General features: G+C 55.4%; 12 protein-coding genes. 4 read left to right on the top strand and 8 right to left on the bottom strand.

The window, feature by feature from the left end; translation table 11 throughout:
- Positions 1–13 precede the first annotated feature (13 nt).
- Both H144_RS0105655 and H144_RS33170 read right to left on the bottom strand, forming a co-directional pair.
- Positions 14–4,396 carry a CusA/CzcA family heavy metal efflux RND transporter gene (locus tag H144_RS0105655; RefSeq protein WP_019941074.1) on the bottom strand — a complete coding sequence of 1,461 codons (4,383 nt, stop codon included), beginning with the start codon at positions 4,394–4,396 and terminating at the stop codon, positions 14–16.
- A gap of 84 nt (positions 4,397–4,480) precedes the next feature.
- On the bottom strand, positions 4,481–4,810 hold the full coding sequence (locus tag H144_RS33170) for a DUF6660 family protein (protein ID WP_019941073.1): 330 nt from the start codon (positions 4,808–4,810) through the stop codon (positions 4,481–4,483).
- Between the two features lie 214 nt (positions 4,811–5,024).
- Between H144_RS33170 and H144_RS0105645 the strand changes: the two genes are divergently transcribed.
- Positions 5,025–5,405: a hypothetical protein gene (locus tag H144_RS0105645; RefSeq protein ID WP_019941072.1), complete on the top strand. Its 381-nt coding sequence runs from the start codon at positions 5,025–5,027 to the stop codon at positions 5,403–5,405.
- A gap of 104 nt (positions 5,406–5,509) precedes the next feature.
- Here H144_RS0105645 and H144_RS0105640 read toward each other — a convergent pair whose 3' ends face one another.
- Positions 5,510–5,974 carry a hypothetical protein gene (locus H144_RS0105640; RefSeq protein WP_019941071.1) on the bottom strand — a complete coding sequence of 155 codons (465 nt, stop codon included), beginning with the start codon at positions 5,972–5,974 and terminating at the stop codon, positions 5,510–5,512.
- Between the two features lie 181 nt (positions 5,975–6,155).
- Between H144_RS0105640 and H144_RS0105635 the strand changes: the two genes are divergently transcribed.
- Positions 6,156–7,142 carry a T9SS type A sorting domain-containing protein gene (locus H144_RS0105635; protein WP_019941070.1) on the top strand — a complete coding sequence of 329 codons (987 nt, stop codon included), beginning with the start codon at positions 6,156–6,158 and terminating at the stop codon, positions 7,140–7,142.
- Positions 7,143–7,166: 24 nt separating this feature from the next.
- Positions 7,167–7,925 (top strand): phage tail-like protein, encoded by a 759-nt coding sequence (locus H144_RS33165; protein WP_019941069.1) that lies wholly within the window; start codon positions 7,167–7,169, stop codon positions 7,923–7,925.
- A 69-nt stretch (positions 7,926–7,994) separates the two neighbouring features.
- Here the strand turns inward: H144_RS33165 and H144_RS0105625 are convergent, their stop codons facing one another.
- From H144_RS0105625 to H144_RS0105615, 3 genes are all read right to left on the bottom strand, one after another.
- The gene (locus H144_RS0105625) at positions 7,995–8,897 is read right to left on the bottom strand and encodes an oxidoreductase (protein WP_019941068.1); all 903 of its coding nucleotides are present in this window, start codon (positions 8,895–8,897) and stop codon (positions 7,995–7,997) included.
- A gap of 81 nt (positions 8,898–8,978) precedes the next feature.
- Positions 8,979–9,884, bottom strand: a complete 906-nt coding sequence (locus tag H144_RS0105620; RefSeq protein WP_019941067.1) for a helix-turn-helix domain-containing protein — start codon at positions 9,882–9,884, stop codon at positions 8,979–8,981.
- Positions 9,885–9,945: 61 nt separating this feature from the next.
- Positions 9,946–10,497, bottom strand: coding sequence for a carboxymuconolactone decarboxylase family protein (locus tag H144_RS0105615; protein WP_019941066.1), 552 nt, complete (start codon positions 10,495–10,497; stop codon positions 9,946–9,948).
- A 212-nt stretch (positions 10,498–10,709) separates the two neighbouring features.
- Here H144_RS0105615 and H144_RS0105610 point away from each other — a divergent pair, with 212 nt between their 5' ends.
- A complete protein-coding gene (locus H144_RS0105610) occupies positions 10,710–11,078 on the top strand; it encodes a hypothetical protein (protein WP_019941065.1) in 369 nt (122 codons plus the stop codon).
- A 9-nt stretch (positions 11,079–11,087) separates the two neighbouring features.
- Here the strand turns inward: H144_RS0105610 and H144_RS0105605 are convergent, their stop codons facing one another.
- Together H144_RS0105605 and H144_RS0105600 are read right to left on the bottom strand one after the other, a co-directional pair.
- A complete protein-coding gene (locus tag H144_RS0105605; protein WP_026350442.1) occupies positions 11,088–12,608 on the bottom strand; it encodes a RagB/SusD family nutrient uptake outer membrane protein in 1,521 nt (506 codons plus the stop codon).
- Positions 12,609–12,627: 19 nt separating this feature from the next.
- The gene (locus H144_RS0105600; RefSeq protein WP_033402448.1) at positions 12,628–15,972 is read right to left on the bottom strand and encodes a TonB-dependent receptor; all 3,345 of its coding nucleotides are present in this window, start codon (positions 15,970–15,972) and stop codon (positions 12,628–12,630) included.
- Positions 15,973–16,053 lie beyond the last annotated feature (81 nt).

The raw sequence follows: 16,053 nt of genomic DNA, 5'->3' as shown, positions 1-16,053 counted from the left end.
GAATGAATGGGGGTTACTGCTCATTTAAAAGAAATTCAATTTGGATAACCGACTGATTGTAAGCATACAGCAAATCGAGCCAGGTGAGGCGGATACCCAATGCCCGGTTCCAGGCCTGGCCGTATTCGATATACCCGATCTCGCCGGTTTCATAGGCACGGCTTGCATTGGACTGGATCGTTCCGGCAAGCGGCAGGGTGCTTTCTTCGTACAGGTCCAGGTTTTGCCGCGCCGTTTCCAGGCTTCTCATCGCCTGCTCCCAGTCGCTATTTAGCTGTACACGGGCCGCTTCCATCCGGCTGGCCGCCACTTGCTCGCCTGCCTGCGCCGCCCTCACCCGGGCTTTCGCCGCCCCATTGAAAATCGGCAGCTGCACGCCCACCTGCACGCCCTGAAAGCGCCTTCCGGCACCGTAATACACCTCACCATTGCCGGTATTCTGAAAACCGGTTAACGACTGGTTGAAATAGCCCACATTCAGTTCGGGTAGGATCGCGGCTTTTTGCACCGCCGTTTGCTTGCGGCCGATAGCCGCTTGCTGGTTGAGGAGGCGCAAATAGGGATTACTGTTCAACATCGCCGTGTCAGGCGAAGACGACGCCGGGTTCCTGCGCAGGAGCGAGTCCGCGTCGGCCTCCGCGAGGGCACTGCCGTTCACCAGCGCCTGCAATGCGCGTTGCAGGTTCAGCAAATCACCCTGGTTCCGGATCTGCTGCGCACGCACATCGCCGAGCTGGCTTTGGGCGGTGGCATATTCGAGCTGGTTGGTTTCACCGGTTTTGAACCGCATTTCGGCTGCTTTCACAAAACGTTCGGCGCGTTGGCGCTCCGCCAACTGTAGTTTGCCCCTTGTTTTCAGCAAAACCTGCTGCTGAAAATTGACCTTCACCTGCCTGATCAGCTCCGCTTTGGTCACCTCCATTTCCGCCTGCACGCCGGCCACTTCTTCCGACAGCAGCGACTTCCGCCGTGCTACCGCAGCAGGGTTCGGCAGATTTTGGGACAAAAGAAAATGGTTGTCGAATTTCACGCTGTTATACTGCCCGCCCATCCATGAAAAGTCGGTTTTGGCAAAATCGGCGGCGGTTTTAGTGAGCGCCTGCTGGTAACCTATCCGGTACACATTGCCCTTGATGACCGGGTTGCGGTCCAATGCTTCGTCCACCGCCTGCCGGAGCGTGAGCTTACGTGCCGCGGCTTCCTGAGCTTGGGTACGTGCAGGTAAAAAGCACATAACCAGGCCGATTACCGCCACACCCACCACTTTTCCCCGGCTCCCGACGCCCCAGCGCCGTTCTACCATGCCATACCATACCGGCAGCACGAGCAACGTCAGCAATGTAGCCGAAACCAGCCCGCCGATCACCACCGTCGCCAGCGGGCGCTGCACTTCCGCCCCCGCGCTCGACGACAGTGCCATCGGCAAAAAGCCGAGCGACGCCACAAGCGCCGTCATCAGCACCGGCCGCAGGCGCGTTTCGGTACCCGTAAAGATCACTTTGCGCAAATCCGTCTCACCCGATTGCCGGAGCGCATTGAACTCGCCGATCAGCACGATGCCGTTCAGCACCGCCACGCCGAACAAGGCAATGAAACCGATCCCTGCCGAAATGCTGAACGGCATATCGCGCACCCAAAGCGCCAGCACGCCGCCAATGGCCGAAAACGGGATGGCCGTCAGCACCAGCGTGCTTTGCCGCAGCGAATGGAACGTGAAATAGAGTAACACAAAAATCAGCAGCAACGCCACGGGTACCGCTACGGCCAGCCGGGCATTGGCTTCCTGCAAGTTCTGAAACTGACCGCCGTAGGTCACGAAATACCCCGGCGGCAGCTTGATTTCCCGGTCGATGCGCGCGCTGAGCTCATTGACAATACTTTCCACGTCGCGGCCACGCACGTTGAACGCCACGGTAATGCGCCGTTTGGCGTCCTCGCGCTGGATCTGGTTGGCGCCGGTTTTCATTTCAATGGCTGCGAGCTGGTCGAGCGGGACCTGCTGGCCTTCGCTGCTGGTCACGAACAGGCCACGGACGTCGTCTATACGCTGCCGGTCGACATTTCGCAGCCGTACCACGAGGTCGAACCGCTTTTCGCCTTCAAATACCAAACCTGCCCCGGCCCCTGCGAATGCGGCATTCAGCGTCCTGTTCGCTTCGGCGACCGGGATATTGAATTGTGCGAGCTTGTCCCGGTCGAACCGCACGACGATCTGCGGCAGGCCGGTAACAGCCTCCACGTACACGTCCTCGGCCCCGCGCACGCCGCCGGCGAGCTTGCCGATACGGGCGGCATAACGTGCGAGCACGTCCAGGTCTTCCCCGAAAATCTTGATCGCTACATCCTGCTTCACGCCCGTCATGAGCTCGTTGAAACGCATTTGAATAGGCTGCTGGAAGCCGAATGTCACACCCGCGATCGATTCGGAAAGGACCGCATGCATTTTTTCAGCCAGCTCTTCCCGGCTATCCGCCTTTTTCCAGGCCGATTTTTCTTTCAGAATCACCATCATATCCCCCGCCTCGACAGGCATCGGATCGGTCGGAATTTCGGACGATCCGATCTTACCGACCACTTCCACCACCTCGTCGGGGAAGTTTTTGAGCAGCACGGCGGCAGCCTTCCGCGAGGCGTCGACGGTTTCTGACAATGAGCTGCCGGTAAGCACGCGTAATTCTACGGCGAAGTCGCCCTCGTCGAGCTGCGGGATAAATTCACCGCCCATGCGCAGGAACAGCCACGCGCTCGCCGCCAGCATGACCACCGCCGTTACCGACACCAGCCATTTCCACCGCAATGAAAAATTAAGCGCGGGCAGGTAAATGCGGTGGAAAAAGCCGACGATCCGATCGGAGATGCCGGGTTTGTATTCATTTTTCTTGCTTAAAAACAGGGCCGACATCATAGGCACGTAGGTTAAGGAGAGAATAAATGCACCCAGGATCGCGAAACTTACCGTCTGCGCCATCGGCCTGAACATCTTGCCTTCGATCCCCACCAATGCCAGGATCGGCAGGTACACGATGAGGATGATGATCTCCCCGAATGCTGCCGAATTGCGGATTTTGGACGCCGATTCGTACACTTCGCGGTCCATTTCTTCCTGCGTGAGGCGGTGCGTATACCGCTTGCCGACAATGTGGTGCAAGGTCGCCTCGACGATAATTACCGCCCCATCGACGATCAGCCCGAAGTCGATTGCGCCGAGGCTCATCAGGTTGCCCGAAACGCCGAAAAGGTTCATCATACTCACGGCGAAAAGCATCGCCAGCGGGATCACGGAGGCCACTACCAGCCCCGCCCGCATATTTCCCAGCAGCAGAATGAGTACAAAAATGACGATCAGCGCGCCTTCCACGAGGTTCCGAGACACCGTCCCGATCGCATTGTTGACGAGTTTCGTACGGTCGAGGAACGGCTCGATGACGACGCCTTCCGGCAAGCTCTTGCGAATCTGCACGATGCGCTCTTTTACATTCCCGATCACTTCCGACGAATTGGCGCCTTTGAGCATCAGTACCAGGCCGCCCACCACTTCGCCCTCGTCGTTGCGCGTCATGGCACCATACCGCACGGCGCTGCCATAGCCCACGTCGGCAATATCGCGGATGAGTACGGGCAGGCCGGCGGCCGTTTCACTCACCTGGATTTTACGGATATCGTCCAGCGTGCCGATCAGCCCCTCGCTGCGGATGAAATAGGCATTCGGCTTTTTGTCGATGTAAGCCCCGCCGGTATTCTGGTTATTTTGTTCCAATGCTTCGAAAACACGGGCAATGGATAGCCCCGCACTACGCAGCCTGAGCGGGTCAATGGCGATTTCGTATTGCTTCAAAAAACCGCCGAAACTGCTCACATCCGCCACACCGGCCGTGCCCAGCAGCTGCCGGCGTACAAGCCAGTCCTGAATGCTCCGCAGCACCATAGGCGAATATTTATTTTCGAAACCGGGTTTCGTATGCAGCACATATTGGTAAATCTCCCCCAGCCCGGTGGTTACCGGCGCGAGGCTGGGCGTGCCGGAACCGGGCGGAATCTGCTCCACGGCGCTGTGCAGGCGCTCGGAAACCTGCTGCCGCGCCCAATAAACGTCCACTTTGTCCTTGAAAACGATCGTGACGACCGACAGGCCGAAGCGCGAGATCGAACGGATTTCTTCCGTTTCGGGAATGGTGGCCATCACGGTTTCCACCGGGAATGTGACGAGCCGCTCCACTTCCTGCGCGGCTAGCGACGGGCTGCTGGTAATGATCTGGACCTGGTTATTGGTAATGTCGGGCACGGCGTCGATGGGCAGCCGCGTGAGGGAATAGCTCCCCCAGGCCACGAGGGCCAATGTAAATATTCCGATCACCAGCTTGTTGCGGATCGAAAAGTGTATGATTTTATCTAGCATTTCTGAGATCAATGAATAGGTATGCGACGTCGCACCGGGTGCCTGCGGGCACCGGAACAACGACTTGTCCGATAAATATGCGGATTATACCCTTTCTTGCGGCGGCTGCCAGATCCCGGCCAGATTACCGGTGTAATGCATTTGAAGATAAGCGAAACGCGCCGGCGGTACCAGCTGGGTAACAGGCGTTTCGGGCAGGGCGGCAAGGGCCGGGCTGATCGTCACGCTCGCGCAGCACGCGCATATGCAGAAGGGAGAACAAAGGTCGATCACCTCCCGATGGCCGATGTCCGACTTGCTGATGGTGGTAGCGGCCGCGTCGCTGCCGGGCCATGCGGGCGCATCGTCCTGGCAGGGAATGCAGGAAAGCGCAAGCACGTAAAAAGCCAACAGATATGCGACCAAAAGCTTCATGTCCCAAAAGTAGGGCAAATGCCAATGCAACAGGTAGGCAAAAACGAATTGACGGGAAATAACCGGGTGGGTACCGTTAATCAGCCGTTAAGGCCGATGGTAATTTAGTTACTGAAAATATAACATTGCCGGGATCGCAAGCTATCTGCTTTTTCCTAAATTGGGCCGCATTGCTATGTAAAATCAATCGTTCAAGCAAAAACCATTTAACACAATGAAAGTAAAGTACTTGCTTACCATGATCCTGGCAGTTACCGCACTCGCGGCAACCGTATCCTACGCGGCTGACCTCAAAACGGCCAATGATTTAATCGGAACCTGGAAATACACCGTTTCCAACGTACCGCCCGAGTATGAAACAGGCGTCATGACATTCGAGCAGAAGGACGACAAGACTACGGGCTACCTCGGCCAGCAGGAGCGCATGGAAATGAAGGAACTGAGCGTGGACCAGGGTAAGGTCACATTCAAGCTGGATTTCCAGGGCGGTCTCCTCACCGTGACCATGACGCAGGATGGCGACAAACTCTCGGGCACCATCGTATCGCAGGACGGGGAATTTCCGATCACAGCCGTGAAAGAGCCCGCCAAGTAGGGCAATCCGCATTGATTTAAAGCCGGGGAACGCATCTCCGGCTTTTTGTTAGGCGTCCGCATGCATTACTCGCCCGCGCTTCCGAACAGAGGATTATTTACCCCTCATTTTACGCGTACATATTTTTCAATGTTCAACCGCTCCACCCCGGCTGCTTCCACCTTCTCCACGCCCTGCTGCACAAGCGTATCGTTTTGAATGGAAACGGTAAAATGGAATTCGTTACCTTCCCATTCGCGCGCGGTGCAATATTCCAGTTTTTCGGTATAGGCGCTGTCTTTCAGCGTGTAAGTCCCGCCGCCGGCGGAAAAGCTGGCCGTCGAATCTTTCCCTTTGTTCAAATCATGGTTCAAAAAGGCGAAATGGCTTTCGTTGATGATCTTGATGAAGGAAACGCCCTTCGTATAGTCAGTCACGGTGGTATCGCCTTTTTCGATCAGCGTGCCGCTCAAAAGCTTCCAGGTGCCTTGCAGCGGCGCGGTTTTGGCTTCCTGTTTTTCCTGCGTGGGACCATTGCAGGCAGCGAGCGCGAGCAATGACAGGAACAGGCCGGGGAGTTGTGTTTTCATAAAAGGTTGATCATGCAGGGGTTATGAATTATTTATTTTATGGCAGGCCCAAAGTCAGTAAAAACCCGCTATTTTCATAGTTTCGATTTCAAAATCAGCCCCCCCCCACTTCGTGAACAGCGCCTTGATGTATGCAGTAAAGCATTCAGCGGGCTTTTTATTTTACGCAACCCAAAAAACGATGAAACAACCTCTCCTCCTGCTGATGGCGCTGGCTTCCCTGCCGGTGACCGCCCAGTTTAGCGCCGGCGCCGAAGGTTTCCACATTACCGGCGACACGCCCGTGGTGATCGACAGCCTTACGCTCACGCCCTCGTCCGACCTGACGATTAGCAACCGGTCGTTATCGCTTTCCTATGTACCCATTCCCGGTACGCCCACGGCCAGTATCGAACGCGTCTACACGTTCGACACGCCGCTTAACTTCACGGGGCTCCTGGGCATTATCTACGACCCGTCCACGGAGTTGAACGGAAACAGCGAAAGCATCCTCGAAATCAGCTATTCCGCGTCCGACAACGGCGTTTTCACGGTCACTTCCGGCAGCGCGCGCAACCTCGTGGGGCACCATGTTTCCCAGATGCTATCCGCACAAAACCTGTCGTCGATCACGGCCACCAACTCCGCCGGCGCATTGCCCGTGACGTTGGTGGATTTTCATGCCAAAAATGAAGGTAAAACAGCCCTGCTGACCTGGACAACAGCTTCCGAAACGAATAGCGGCACTTTTGAAATCCTCCGCAGCCGCGACGCGCGCGACTGGCAAGTAATCGGACAAATGGTCGCCCAGGGCGAAAGCCACTCCCGAAAGACCTACTTTTTCACCGATCCAAGCCCTGAAAGCGACAACTATTACCGGTTGAAAATGGTCGATCTGGACGGTTCGTATGCCCTAACCGCCATTCGCCGGCTTGCATTCGAAGACGTTGCATTGAATGTCTTCCCCAATCCGTCGACCGACAAGGTTACCGTGAGAATCAATGATTTGGCAAAAGTCAAAAGCGTGGAGCTGGCCGACACGAGGGGTACGACGCTGCGTAGTCTGCCCGTTTCAGTGGTAAATCAATCGGTTGAATTCGATCTGAAACATTTAACTCCCGGCACTTATATCGTCAAGGTCTATCACCACGACGGCACATTCCGCACCCTTAAAATCGTTCGCCAGTAATTCATCCTCTTAACCCGGAATCACATGAAAAACTTCTCCATTATCGGTCTGTTTACTGCGTTTTTAATGCTTTGCAATACCGTTTGTGCCCAGGTGGGGGTCGGTACCACCACGCCGCATGCCAGCGCGCAGCTCGACATCAGCTCCGAAAACAAGGGCTTGCTCATCCCCCGAATGGACCTCGACGGGCGCACGGCCATACAGTCGCCCGCCACCGGTCTGATGATTTTCCAAACGGACAACAGCCCCGGATTTTATTTTTACAACGGCACTGCCTGGGAGAAAATAGGTGCACAAACTACGCCGGCACCCGCCAACTTCACCGCCAACGGCACGACGCTGAATCCATTCTTTACCCTTCCCGGCGCCATTATCACGAACTGGACCGTACTCCAAGCCGGAACGAACGGCATTTTCACGCCCGAACTATCCATTTATACCGTCACGGCGGCGGGTACCTACAAATTATCCGCCCGGATCAACTACTCGTCGACCAGCCCGCTACCTATCTTGCTGGGGCCAGACAACGATCCGGCGATTATCATCTTAAATCCGATTACGCTGCAGGAATATGCACGGGGCGTATTTCCCATTACGAATTCGGCTAACGGTCCTACCATGGCCAGTTCCGGCACCATCCTCGTGGAAGGAGCCGTGACGCTGGCGGCTGGCGATCAGCTAATGCTCAGTTTCGATCCCGACGCGCCTTTTCTTCCGATTGTGCTCGGGAGCGACCAGAAACATGTGAACGGCATTCACCTGACGATCAGCAAAATGGATTAATGCCTGTCAAAAGAAATGTCCGGCGCCTGGCAACCGGACATTTCAATTACTCAAAGTGGCACTGCCGCATTAAAACGCGTAGCGGATACCACTCTCATTTTCAGCCCATTCCCACAACCGGGCAGCAACATTCCGATCCATCCCGTGCGGCTCGATCGCGAGTTTCGCGGGGTAACCCCGGTAGCCGCCCGGCTCGTCCGGACTGTAAAATTCGCCTCCCTGCACCTCATCGGCCACCGCCGCATACAGCGAAGGCAGTGCGCCCTGCCACGGGTCCATAAGCTGGCCGATACGGGCTACGGCCGCATTGTAATCGGCCTCGTTCATAAATCGCGAAAGGTCCGTGTTGTTAGCGCCTGGCTGCGCTGCCACAGAAATCACCTGGTCACCGGCGGCTTCGATGCGGCGCTGTAACTCCACGGCAAACAGCACATTCGCCAGCTTGCTTTGGGCATATTCACGGAACGCGTCATAAGACTGCTCCGACCTGAGGTTAGCAAAATCAATGGCGCCGTGAAGGTAAGCCATACTGCTCACCGTCACGATCCTCGCGCCCGGCGTTGCATTCAGGAGCGGGTATAAGTGGCCCGTCAATGCGTAGTGCCCCAGAAAGTTCACCCCGAACTGGAGTTCAACACCATCGTCGGTTTTGGAAGCGGGCGGGGTCATCACGCCCGCGTTATTGATCAGGATGTCGAGTTTTTCGTGTTTTTGGATAAACGTTTCGGCCAATGCGCCGATAGCATGAAGATTCGCCAGGTTCAGCACCGCTGTTTCCAGCCCGCCCTTGCCGCCTTGTGCCTGTATACGCGCGGCGGCGTCCTGCGCATTACGCTCGTTCCGGCACGCGAGTACCACATGTGCGCCCGCTTCGTACAAAGCGAGGGCAGTTTCAAATCCTATCCCGGTATTGGCGCCGGTCACGATCGCCGTCTTGCCAGTCTGATCTCCGATGTTCTTTTTTGTCCACATAGTCATGCATGATTAATGGGACAAAGTTCCGGAAAGGCGGCCCCCCGGCCTATACCGATTCGAAGTCAAAAACTACAAAAATCAATCCAGATCCACCTGCCTGAATTGCTTTGGCGTGACACCCGCAGCATGCTTGAAAAAGCTTGAAAAATGGTTGGGCTCTTCAAATCCCAGCCCCCAGGCGATTTCGTTGATCGTCCAGTTGGTACTTTTCAAAAGGATTTTAGCCTCCTGCACAATGCGCTCGCTGATGAGCTGCGAGGTGGTTTGCCCCGTTGTTTCCTTCAAGGCCTTATTGAGGTGATTAACATGGATATTGAGCTGTCCCGCGAATGCCGACGGTGTATTAAGCCGGATCACCTGGTTGCTCAGCTCGATCGGAAACTGTCTTTCCAGCAGTTCCGCAAACAATGCCGTGATGCGTTCGGCGGCATTCGAGCCCGATAGCGGCTGCCCGGCGGTCGGCACCATTTTCTGCGCGCTGTGCACAAGTTCCATCAGCATGGTCCGCAAGAAATCATATTTATAAAGATAATCCCCTTCCAGCTCCGCCAGCATCCTCAAAAACAAATCATTATAAAAACCCACATCCTCCGCACGCAAGCTGATTACCGCCGCCCCGGCCGACTGGAAGACGGGATAATCCTTCACATGCCCGAACCGGCTGAAAAACGCCTCCGTAAAAATGCAGACAAACCCACTCTGGCGCTCATCGATCCGCTCCCAATGGTAAGGGATCATCGGATTGGTAAAAACCAGCGCCGAATCCCGCACCTCGATGCATTGATCGGCGTAATGGATCTTACTATGCCCGGTGACGAGGCTGACCTTGAAAAAATTCCGTCGGCTATACGTCACCGGCCTGTTTTTCGAAACCAGCAAATCCTCAACTTTAAATACATTAAAATGCCCCACCTCACTCTCCCCCGTCTCCGGCGAGCGGTTAATGTGCTTGTAAAATGATTTGAGTTCTAAGAATGTCGACACACAACGAAGGTACAAAAATCAAATGACACGGAATATTTACAGATTCCGTGTTGTCGAATCGTCACTCATACCCCCTCACCGCCGAGTATCCGTTCGCGATCACGTTTTTTGCCCTGGCGCGATATACGTCCGGGTCGGTGGGCGCGGTGGTGGCCAGGCCGTCGACGTAGCGGTTGAACATGCAGAAGGCGGCGGCGATCAGGACGGTGTCGTGGATGTCGCGGTCGTCGGCGCCGTGGGTGCGGGCCTCGGCGATTTGCTCGTGCGTGACGTACTTGCCGCCTCGCTGGACGCTGCCTGCAATGGATAACAGTGCTTTCATCTTGTCGGAAAGCGTCGTTTCGGGGTAGTTTTCCTTCACGCTTTGGACGAATGACCAATCCTCGTCGCCCAGGTAATCGCTGGCGATGGCGCCGTGGATGGTCTGGCAGAAGAAGCAGTCGTTTTGCGATGAAACGTAAGTGGCGATGAGCTCGCGCTCGCCGCGCGTGAGGCCTTCGTCGGCCTGCATCAACGCATTGGCAAGCAGGTTCATCGGCGCGGCAGTGTGCGGACTGAACCGCATCGGCCCCAGAATGCCCGGGAAACCTTGTTCGAATTCGATGTGTGGCATTGTTAATGAGGGAATAAATTAGCTGCCTGGAACGGGAAGATCCTCCTTAAAGCTACAAGAATGACCTCTCATTTGATGTATCAATTATTCATTTTATTTAAATAAATCCTGAAAAACAATGTGCACAAAAGACTCTCGTCTTTAAACACAAAAAACCCGCCCTGAATCATTACAGGGCGGGTTTTGTTTATTACCAATTAATAACCCAAAATATGATCTTCCCCGAACGCTCACCTTACGTCCGAATCGTGCCTGGCCATGCGTCGCTCGATATGATTCTCAAAAACACCCATTTCCCCGACGAACTCCTCGCCCCGGACGCGCCCATCCGATGCAGCCTGCAATGGGACGGCCCGACCCCGGTGCTCGTTTTCGCATTCAAAACACCTGCCTACGATTTCAGCGAGCCGCTGCCCGCCGAACAACTCGCAGCCGCCGCGCAGGACTTGTTGAACCAGCCGCAGATCAAGGTAAGGCTGTTGCTCGCGGACAGCGTTATCGCGGACCAGGTCGCTGCGCGTAACTTCGTTTTATCGGACGCAGATAGCACAGCGATCCGCAAAGCTTTACTGACGCAGTAGATTAATCAATCAATATCCCGGATTCTGCGGTGCCAGGTTCGGATTTACCTGCAACTCCACGCGGGGAAGCGGCATGAGGTAATCCCGGGCTGCGTTGAAATTTTCATGCGGTTCCAGGGAAGCCGTGCCTTTGAATACCTTTTCACCCAGGTTGCGGCGCTTGATGTCGTACCAGCGTTTGTATTCGAATGCAAGTTCGAGACGGCGCTCTTCGAGGATGAGGTCGATCATCGCTTCCTTGGCCGGTCCGGCTTTCACGTCTTCCGGAAAAGTAACCTGCTTGCCAGCCCAGTTCCGCGCCCGCGCCCTGATTTGGTTGATATAGCCCAATGCCTCCGCATTCGGGCCGTTCACCTCTACCGAGGCTTCCGCGGCGATCAGCAGGATTTCGGCGTAGCGCATGGCAGCATAATTATGGTCCGAATAGCGGCCTTCCGAATTGGAATTACCTGCAAAACGGGCATACTTGGCAATGTGCGGGCGTTTTGTGTTCGGAAACTCGGTATAGGGCACAAGCTTGCCGCCGATCAGCAGCGAATCCTCGAAGCTCACTTCCTTCCGGTAATCGCGGCTATCCCAGGTGCTGTACACTTTCAGCGACGGCACGATCACGCTCCATCCGCTGCGCGGCGCGTCGCCTCCGCGTACACCCGTCATCGGCGCCATAATGTCGTCGTTGGCACCGCCCTCGCCCCATTTCTGGCCGAGGAAATCGATGTCGAAAATATGCTCTTTCATATTAGGGGCCTGCGGCGCTTTGAAGAGCGTCTGGAAATCCGCTTCGAGCGCATAGCCGAATTTGTCCTTATTATCGATCACCCATTTCGCTTCGGTATAAGCCTTCTGGTACTGGCCCATCGTCAAATGCACCGATGCCAGGTAGGATGCGGCCGTTCCTTTCGTCGCGCGGCTGCGGACTTCCGAGGGCTGTTTATCCGGCAGCCATTGTTTGGCAAATTCCAGGTCGGCGATGATGCTGGCGTAAACGGTCGCCGCGGGCGTTTTGGAAATGGATTTCACCGACTCGGGATTGCTGATAAAATAATCGATGTAAGGGATGTCGCCGAATACCTGCACGAGGTGAAAATAGGCGAATGCGCGGATGAAACGCGCCTCGGCGATGAGCGGATTGCTTGTATTTTCAGGTAGGTTCAAACTCTGCGCCCCGAAAATGGCCGCATTCGTGCCGCTGATGACCTGGTACCAGACCGGCCAGAACTGGTTGACCATGTTGTTGTTGTCATCCATATTGAAATCGTTCACCTGCTGGCGCTCGGCCGGGGTACCGCGGTCGCCGATATCCTCCATGTCGCTCCGCAGCATGAGCGCCGACACGAATTGCCGGCCGTACAAACGTTCCGTCGCCATCCAGCCATATGCCCCGAAAATCGCCGTTTCCACATCTTTCGAAGTCCTGAAAAGCGACTCCGGCGCAAGCAGGCCCACGGGCTTTTCGTCCAGGTCCGCGCAGCCGAGCAGCAGGGAAACCGCCGCCGTCAGCAATATTGATCTATTGAATAAATGCTTCATTGTCATGTCCGTTTAATGCTTAAAAACCGAGGTTCAGGCCTACCGTATAGGATTTGGCGTTCGGATAGCTGCCGTAATCGAGGCCGAGGTTGCGGTTCGAATCGGTATTGCCGTCCGACGAGTAATTCACCTCCGGATCGTAGCCTTTGTATTTGGTGAAAGTCAGGATGTTCTGGGCGCTCGCGTAAATGCGCAGCTTGCTGATTTTAAGCTTTTCCAGTACGGGTTTGGGGAAATTATAACCGATCGCGAGGTTTTTCATCCGAACAAAACTGCCGTCTTTCACGAAGCGCGTCGAAACGCGGCGGGTACGGCCTACCGCGGCTTTCGGCACGTCGGTATTGGTGTTCGAAGGCGTCCAGCGATTCAATGCCTCGGTGGTCGCGTTGTTGATCGCCGAGAGCAGGTTGAGTTCCATGAGCGTGTAGCTGAGCAGGTCGTTGCCTTTCGAAGCCTGGAAGAACACATTCAGGTCAAAACCCTTGAAACTGAAATCGTTGTTCATACCCCAGGTGAATTTCGGGTGCGGGTTACCGATGATTGTACGGTCGTCGCTGTTGAGCTGCCCGTCGGGCTCGCCCGTAAGCTGGCCGTTCGCATCTTTTTTACCATTGATATCCCGGAATTTCTCCCCACCAGCCACGGTTTCGAAGCCGCCGCCGGGAATGAAGCTGTCGCCCTGCTGGTACACGCCGTCGTAAATCCAGCCGTAGAAACTACCTACCGGATAGCCTTCGCGCAGCACCTGCGTTTGTCCCATCCCAACCATATGGCCCGGCGCCGAACCGTACAGGATGTCGGTGCCATTCGGCAGTTTCAGGATTTTGTTGCGGTTCACGGAGAAGTTAATGTCCGTGCTCCATTTGAATGCGCCCACCAGGTTGCGGGTATTCAATGTAAATTCAAAACCCTTGTTTTCGACCTCGCCGATGTTCTGCAACTGGTTGGTGTAACCCGAATACTGCGGCAATTGTACGCTGAAAAGCAGGTCCTTGGTCACCCGGCGGTAGTAATCCGCCACGAGGTTAATGCGGTTGTTGAACAAGCTCACATCCGTACCGACGTCGAATTGGTGCGTTGTTTCCCAGGTCAGGTCGTCGTTAGCGACGGTTGTCGGGCGTACCGCATTCACCGGTGTGCCGTTGATGATCGTATACACGTTCGAGAAGCGCGCCATGGTCTGGTAGGGCTCGATGGCCTGGTTGCCCGTCAAACCATAGCTGGCCCGCCATTTCCATTGACTGATCGCCGCAATGTGCTGCATAAACGGCTCGCTCGACATTTTCCAGGCGAATGCACCCGATGGGAACGTGGCCCACTTGTGGTTTTTGCTGAAATTGGAAGAGCCATCCTGGCGGATATTGGCCGTAAAAAGGTATTTATCTGCCAGTGAATATGTGAGACGCGCATAATACGAAGCCAGAACCCATTCCGTCAGGCCCGAGTTAGGACTTTGCCAAACCGACGAGCCGCCCAGGTTCCAGTACGAAACCGCATCGGTAATGAATGATTGCCCCGAGCCACCCCAGGTTTCGCTCGACGATTTTTGGTAGGAATAGCCGGCCATGACGGACAAGTCGTGCAGTGACCCTATTTTTTTGTTGTAGGTCAAATAGTTCTCGTTCAGCAGCAGGGTGCTCTTCGAGCCATTCACCGTCGCCGCACCGCCTACATTGCGGCCATCGTTCAGCGTCGTGGGCGTAAATGTGCCCGTACGGCCGCTATTGGTCGTCGCCCCGAGCGTCACGCGGAATTTCAGGTCTTTGAAAATATCATATTCCGCATAAAGATTGCCCTGGATACGGTCGGCGAGCGATTCGTTTTCCAGCTGCGTGGCAATGGCGTACGGGTTATCGATCGGGTCACTTAATCTACCTACCGTAAAACGGCCATTGGCGTCGCGGATCGGCTGATCGGGCTCGAATTTCAATGCGGCCGACATTACGCCCGGCGTGAGCCCGCCCGAGCCCTCCTGTGTGCGCGACTGCTGCCGCGACACGCGCTGCGCGAAGAGGTTCAGCCCCAGTTTCAGCCGCTTGGCAGCCTGGATATCGATATTGCTCGTAATCGAATAGCGCTTGTAGCCCGAGTTGAGGATAATGCCCTTCTGATCGTAATAGGCACCCGAAACATAGTATTTCACCGCCTCGCTGCCGCCTGCTACCGACAGCTGATGGTTCTGAATGCCGCCGCGGCGGAAAATTTCATCCTGCCAGTCGGTATCCGCGCCTTGCGAAACGATGGTCGGACGTGCTTCCTGCACATAGTCGAGGAATTGCTGCGCATTGAGCAGGTCGAGGCGGTTGATCTCCTTCTGGCTCGACAGCGACGTGTTGAAATCAATGCGCGGCTTGCCCGTCGTCCCTTTTTTGGTCGTCACCATGATCACGCCGTTGGCGCCGCGTGAACCGTAAATGGCTGTGGCCGAAGCATCTTTCAGGATTTCGATGGATTCAATGTCCTCCGGCGGCGGCAATGTACCGCCCACGAAGCCGTCGACGACGTAAATAGGGTCGCTGCTCGCATTGATGGACGTTCCCCCGCGGATACGCACCTTGAAATTCGAACCGGGCTCGCCATTATTCGCCTGGATCTGCACCCCTGCGGCACGCCCCTGCAAGGCTTGTACCGTTCCTAATGCCGGATAAGCGGTTAATTCCTGTGATTTGACGGACGCTACCGAGCCGGTCACGTCGCTCTTTTTCACCGTTCCGTAGCCTACTACGAGCACTTCTTCAAGCGATTTCTGGTCGGTTTTAAGGCTAATATTGATCTCCGTCCGGCTGCCGGCCTGAACTTCCTGCGGCTCATAACCTACAAAGCTGTAAATCAATGTGATATTCCCATTATCCACCGCCAACGTATAGTTCCCGCCGGCGTCCGTGGACGTGCCCGTTTGGGTACCCTTAACAAGAATATTTACACCCGGTAGAGGCTCCTTGCTCTCCGAATCGGTCACGCGGCCTTTGATCGTTACCTCATTCGCAACCTGCAACCCGCTTCGCACGGACGCTTCGGGCTCGCCCGAAGTCCACTTCGGCGATTCCGACGGCCGGATCACGATATTTTTACCCGACACCTCGTAGGTAAGGCCAAGCGGCACGAGGAAATCTTCCAGAATTTTGGAAAGCTCCTGGTTAGATTGCTGGATCGTCACCTTTCGGCCCGACTGGATCATTTTGGAACTGAAAATGAACCGTACACCTGCCTGCTTTTCGATCTGGTGCAGGACTTTCTTTACTTCCTGGTCCTGCGCTTGCAGGCTGATGCGCTTGTTCAGCAGCTCCTGCGCACGCACGTCCGCCGCGAGCGCATTCCCTACCAGCCAAACCGACATTACCAATTGCGCGACGCTTATCCGCATAAGAACTAACCATTTACGATGGAACTGTACCGGTATTTTCATACATTTGAACGGTTTTGTTAATTGAAACTTGGCAAAATC

The sequence above is a fragment of the Dyadobacter beijingensis DSM 21582 genome, from assembly GCF_000382205.1.
Lineage (GTDB): Bacteria > Bacteroidota > Bacteroidia > Cytophagales > Spirosomataceae > Dyadobacter > Dyadobacter beijingensis.
This window is presented reverse-complemented; position numbering and strand designations above follow the sequence as displayed.

Bases quoted from the DNA above. Each gene is read 5' to 3' on its own strand.
- H144_RS0105655 (WP_019941074.1), bottom strand. From the start codon at position 4,396: ATGCTAGATAAAATCATACACTTTTCGATCCGCAACAAGCTGGTGATC.
- H144_RS33170 (WP_019941073.1), bottom strand. From the start codon at position 4,810: ATGAAGCTTTTGGTCGCATATCTGTTGGCTTTTTACGTGCTTGCGCTT.
- H144_RS0105645 (WP_019941072.1), top strand. From the start codon at position 5,025: ATGAAAGTAAAGTACTTGCTTACCATGATCCTGGCAGTTACCGCACTC.
- H144_RS0105640 (WP_019941071.1), bottom strand. From the start codon at position 5,974: ATGAAAACACAACTCCCCGGCCTGTTCCTGTCATTGCTCGCGCTCGCT.
- H144_RS0105635 (WP_019941070.1), top strand. From the start codon at position 6,156: ATGAAACAACCTCTCCTCCTGCTGATGGCGCTGGCTTCCCTGCCGGTG.
- H144_RS33165 (WP_019941069.1), top strand. From the start codon at position 7,167: ATGAAAAACTTCTCCATTATCGGTCTGTTTACTGCGTTTTTAATGCTT.
- H144_RS0105625 (WP_019941068.1), bottom strand. From the start codon at position 8,897: ATGTGGACAAAAAAGAACATCGGAGATCAGACTGGCAAGACGGCGATC.
- H144_RS0105615 (WP_019941066.1), bottom strand. From the start codon at position 10,497: ATGCCACACATCGAATTCGAACAAGGTTTCCCGGGCATTCTGGGGCCG.
- H144_RS0105610 (WP_019941065.1), top strand. From the start codon at position 10,710: ATGATCTTCCCCGAACGCTCACCTTACGTCCGAATCGTGCCTGGCCAT.
- H144_RS0105605 (WP_026350442.1), bottom strand. From the start codon at position 12,608: ATGAAGCATTTATTCAATAGATCAATATTGCTGACGGCGGCGGTTTCC.
- H144_RS0105600 (WP_033402448.1), bottom strand. From the start codon at position 15,972: ATGCGGATAAGCGTCGCGCAATTGGTAATGTCGGTTTGGCTGGTAGGG.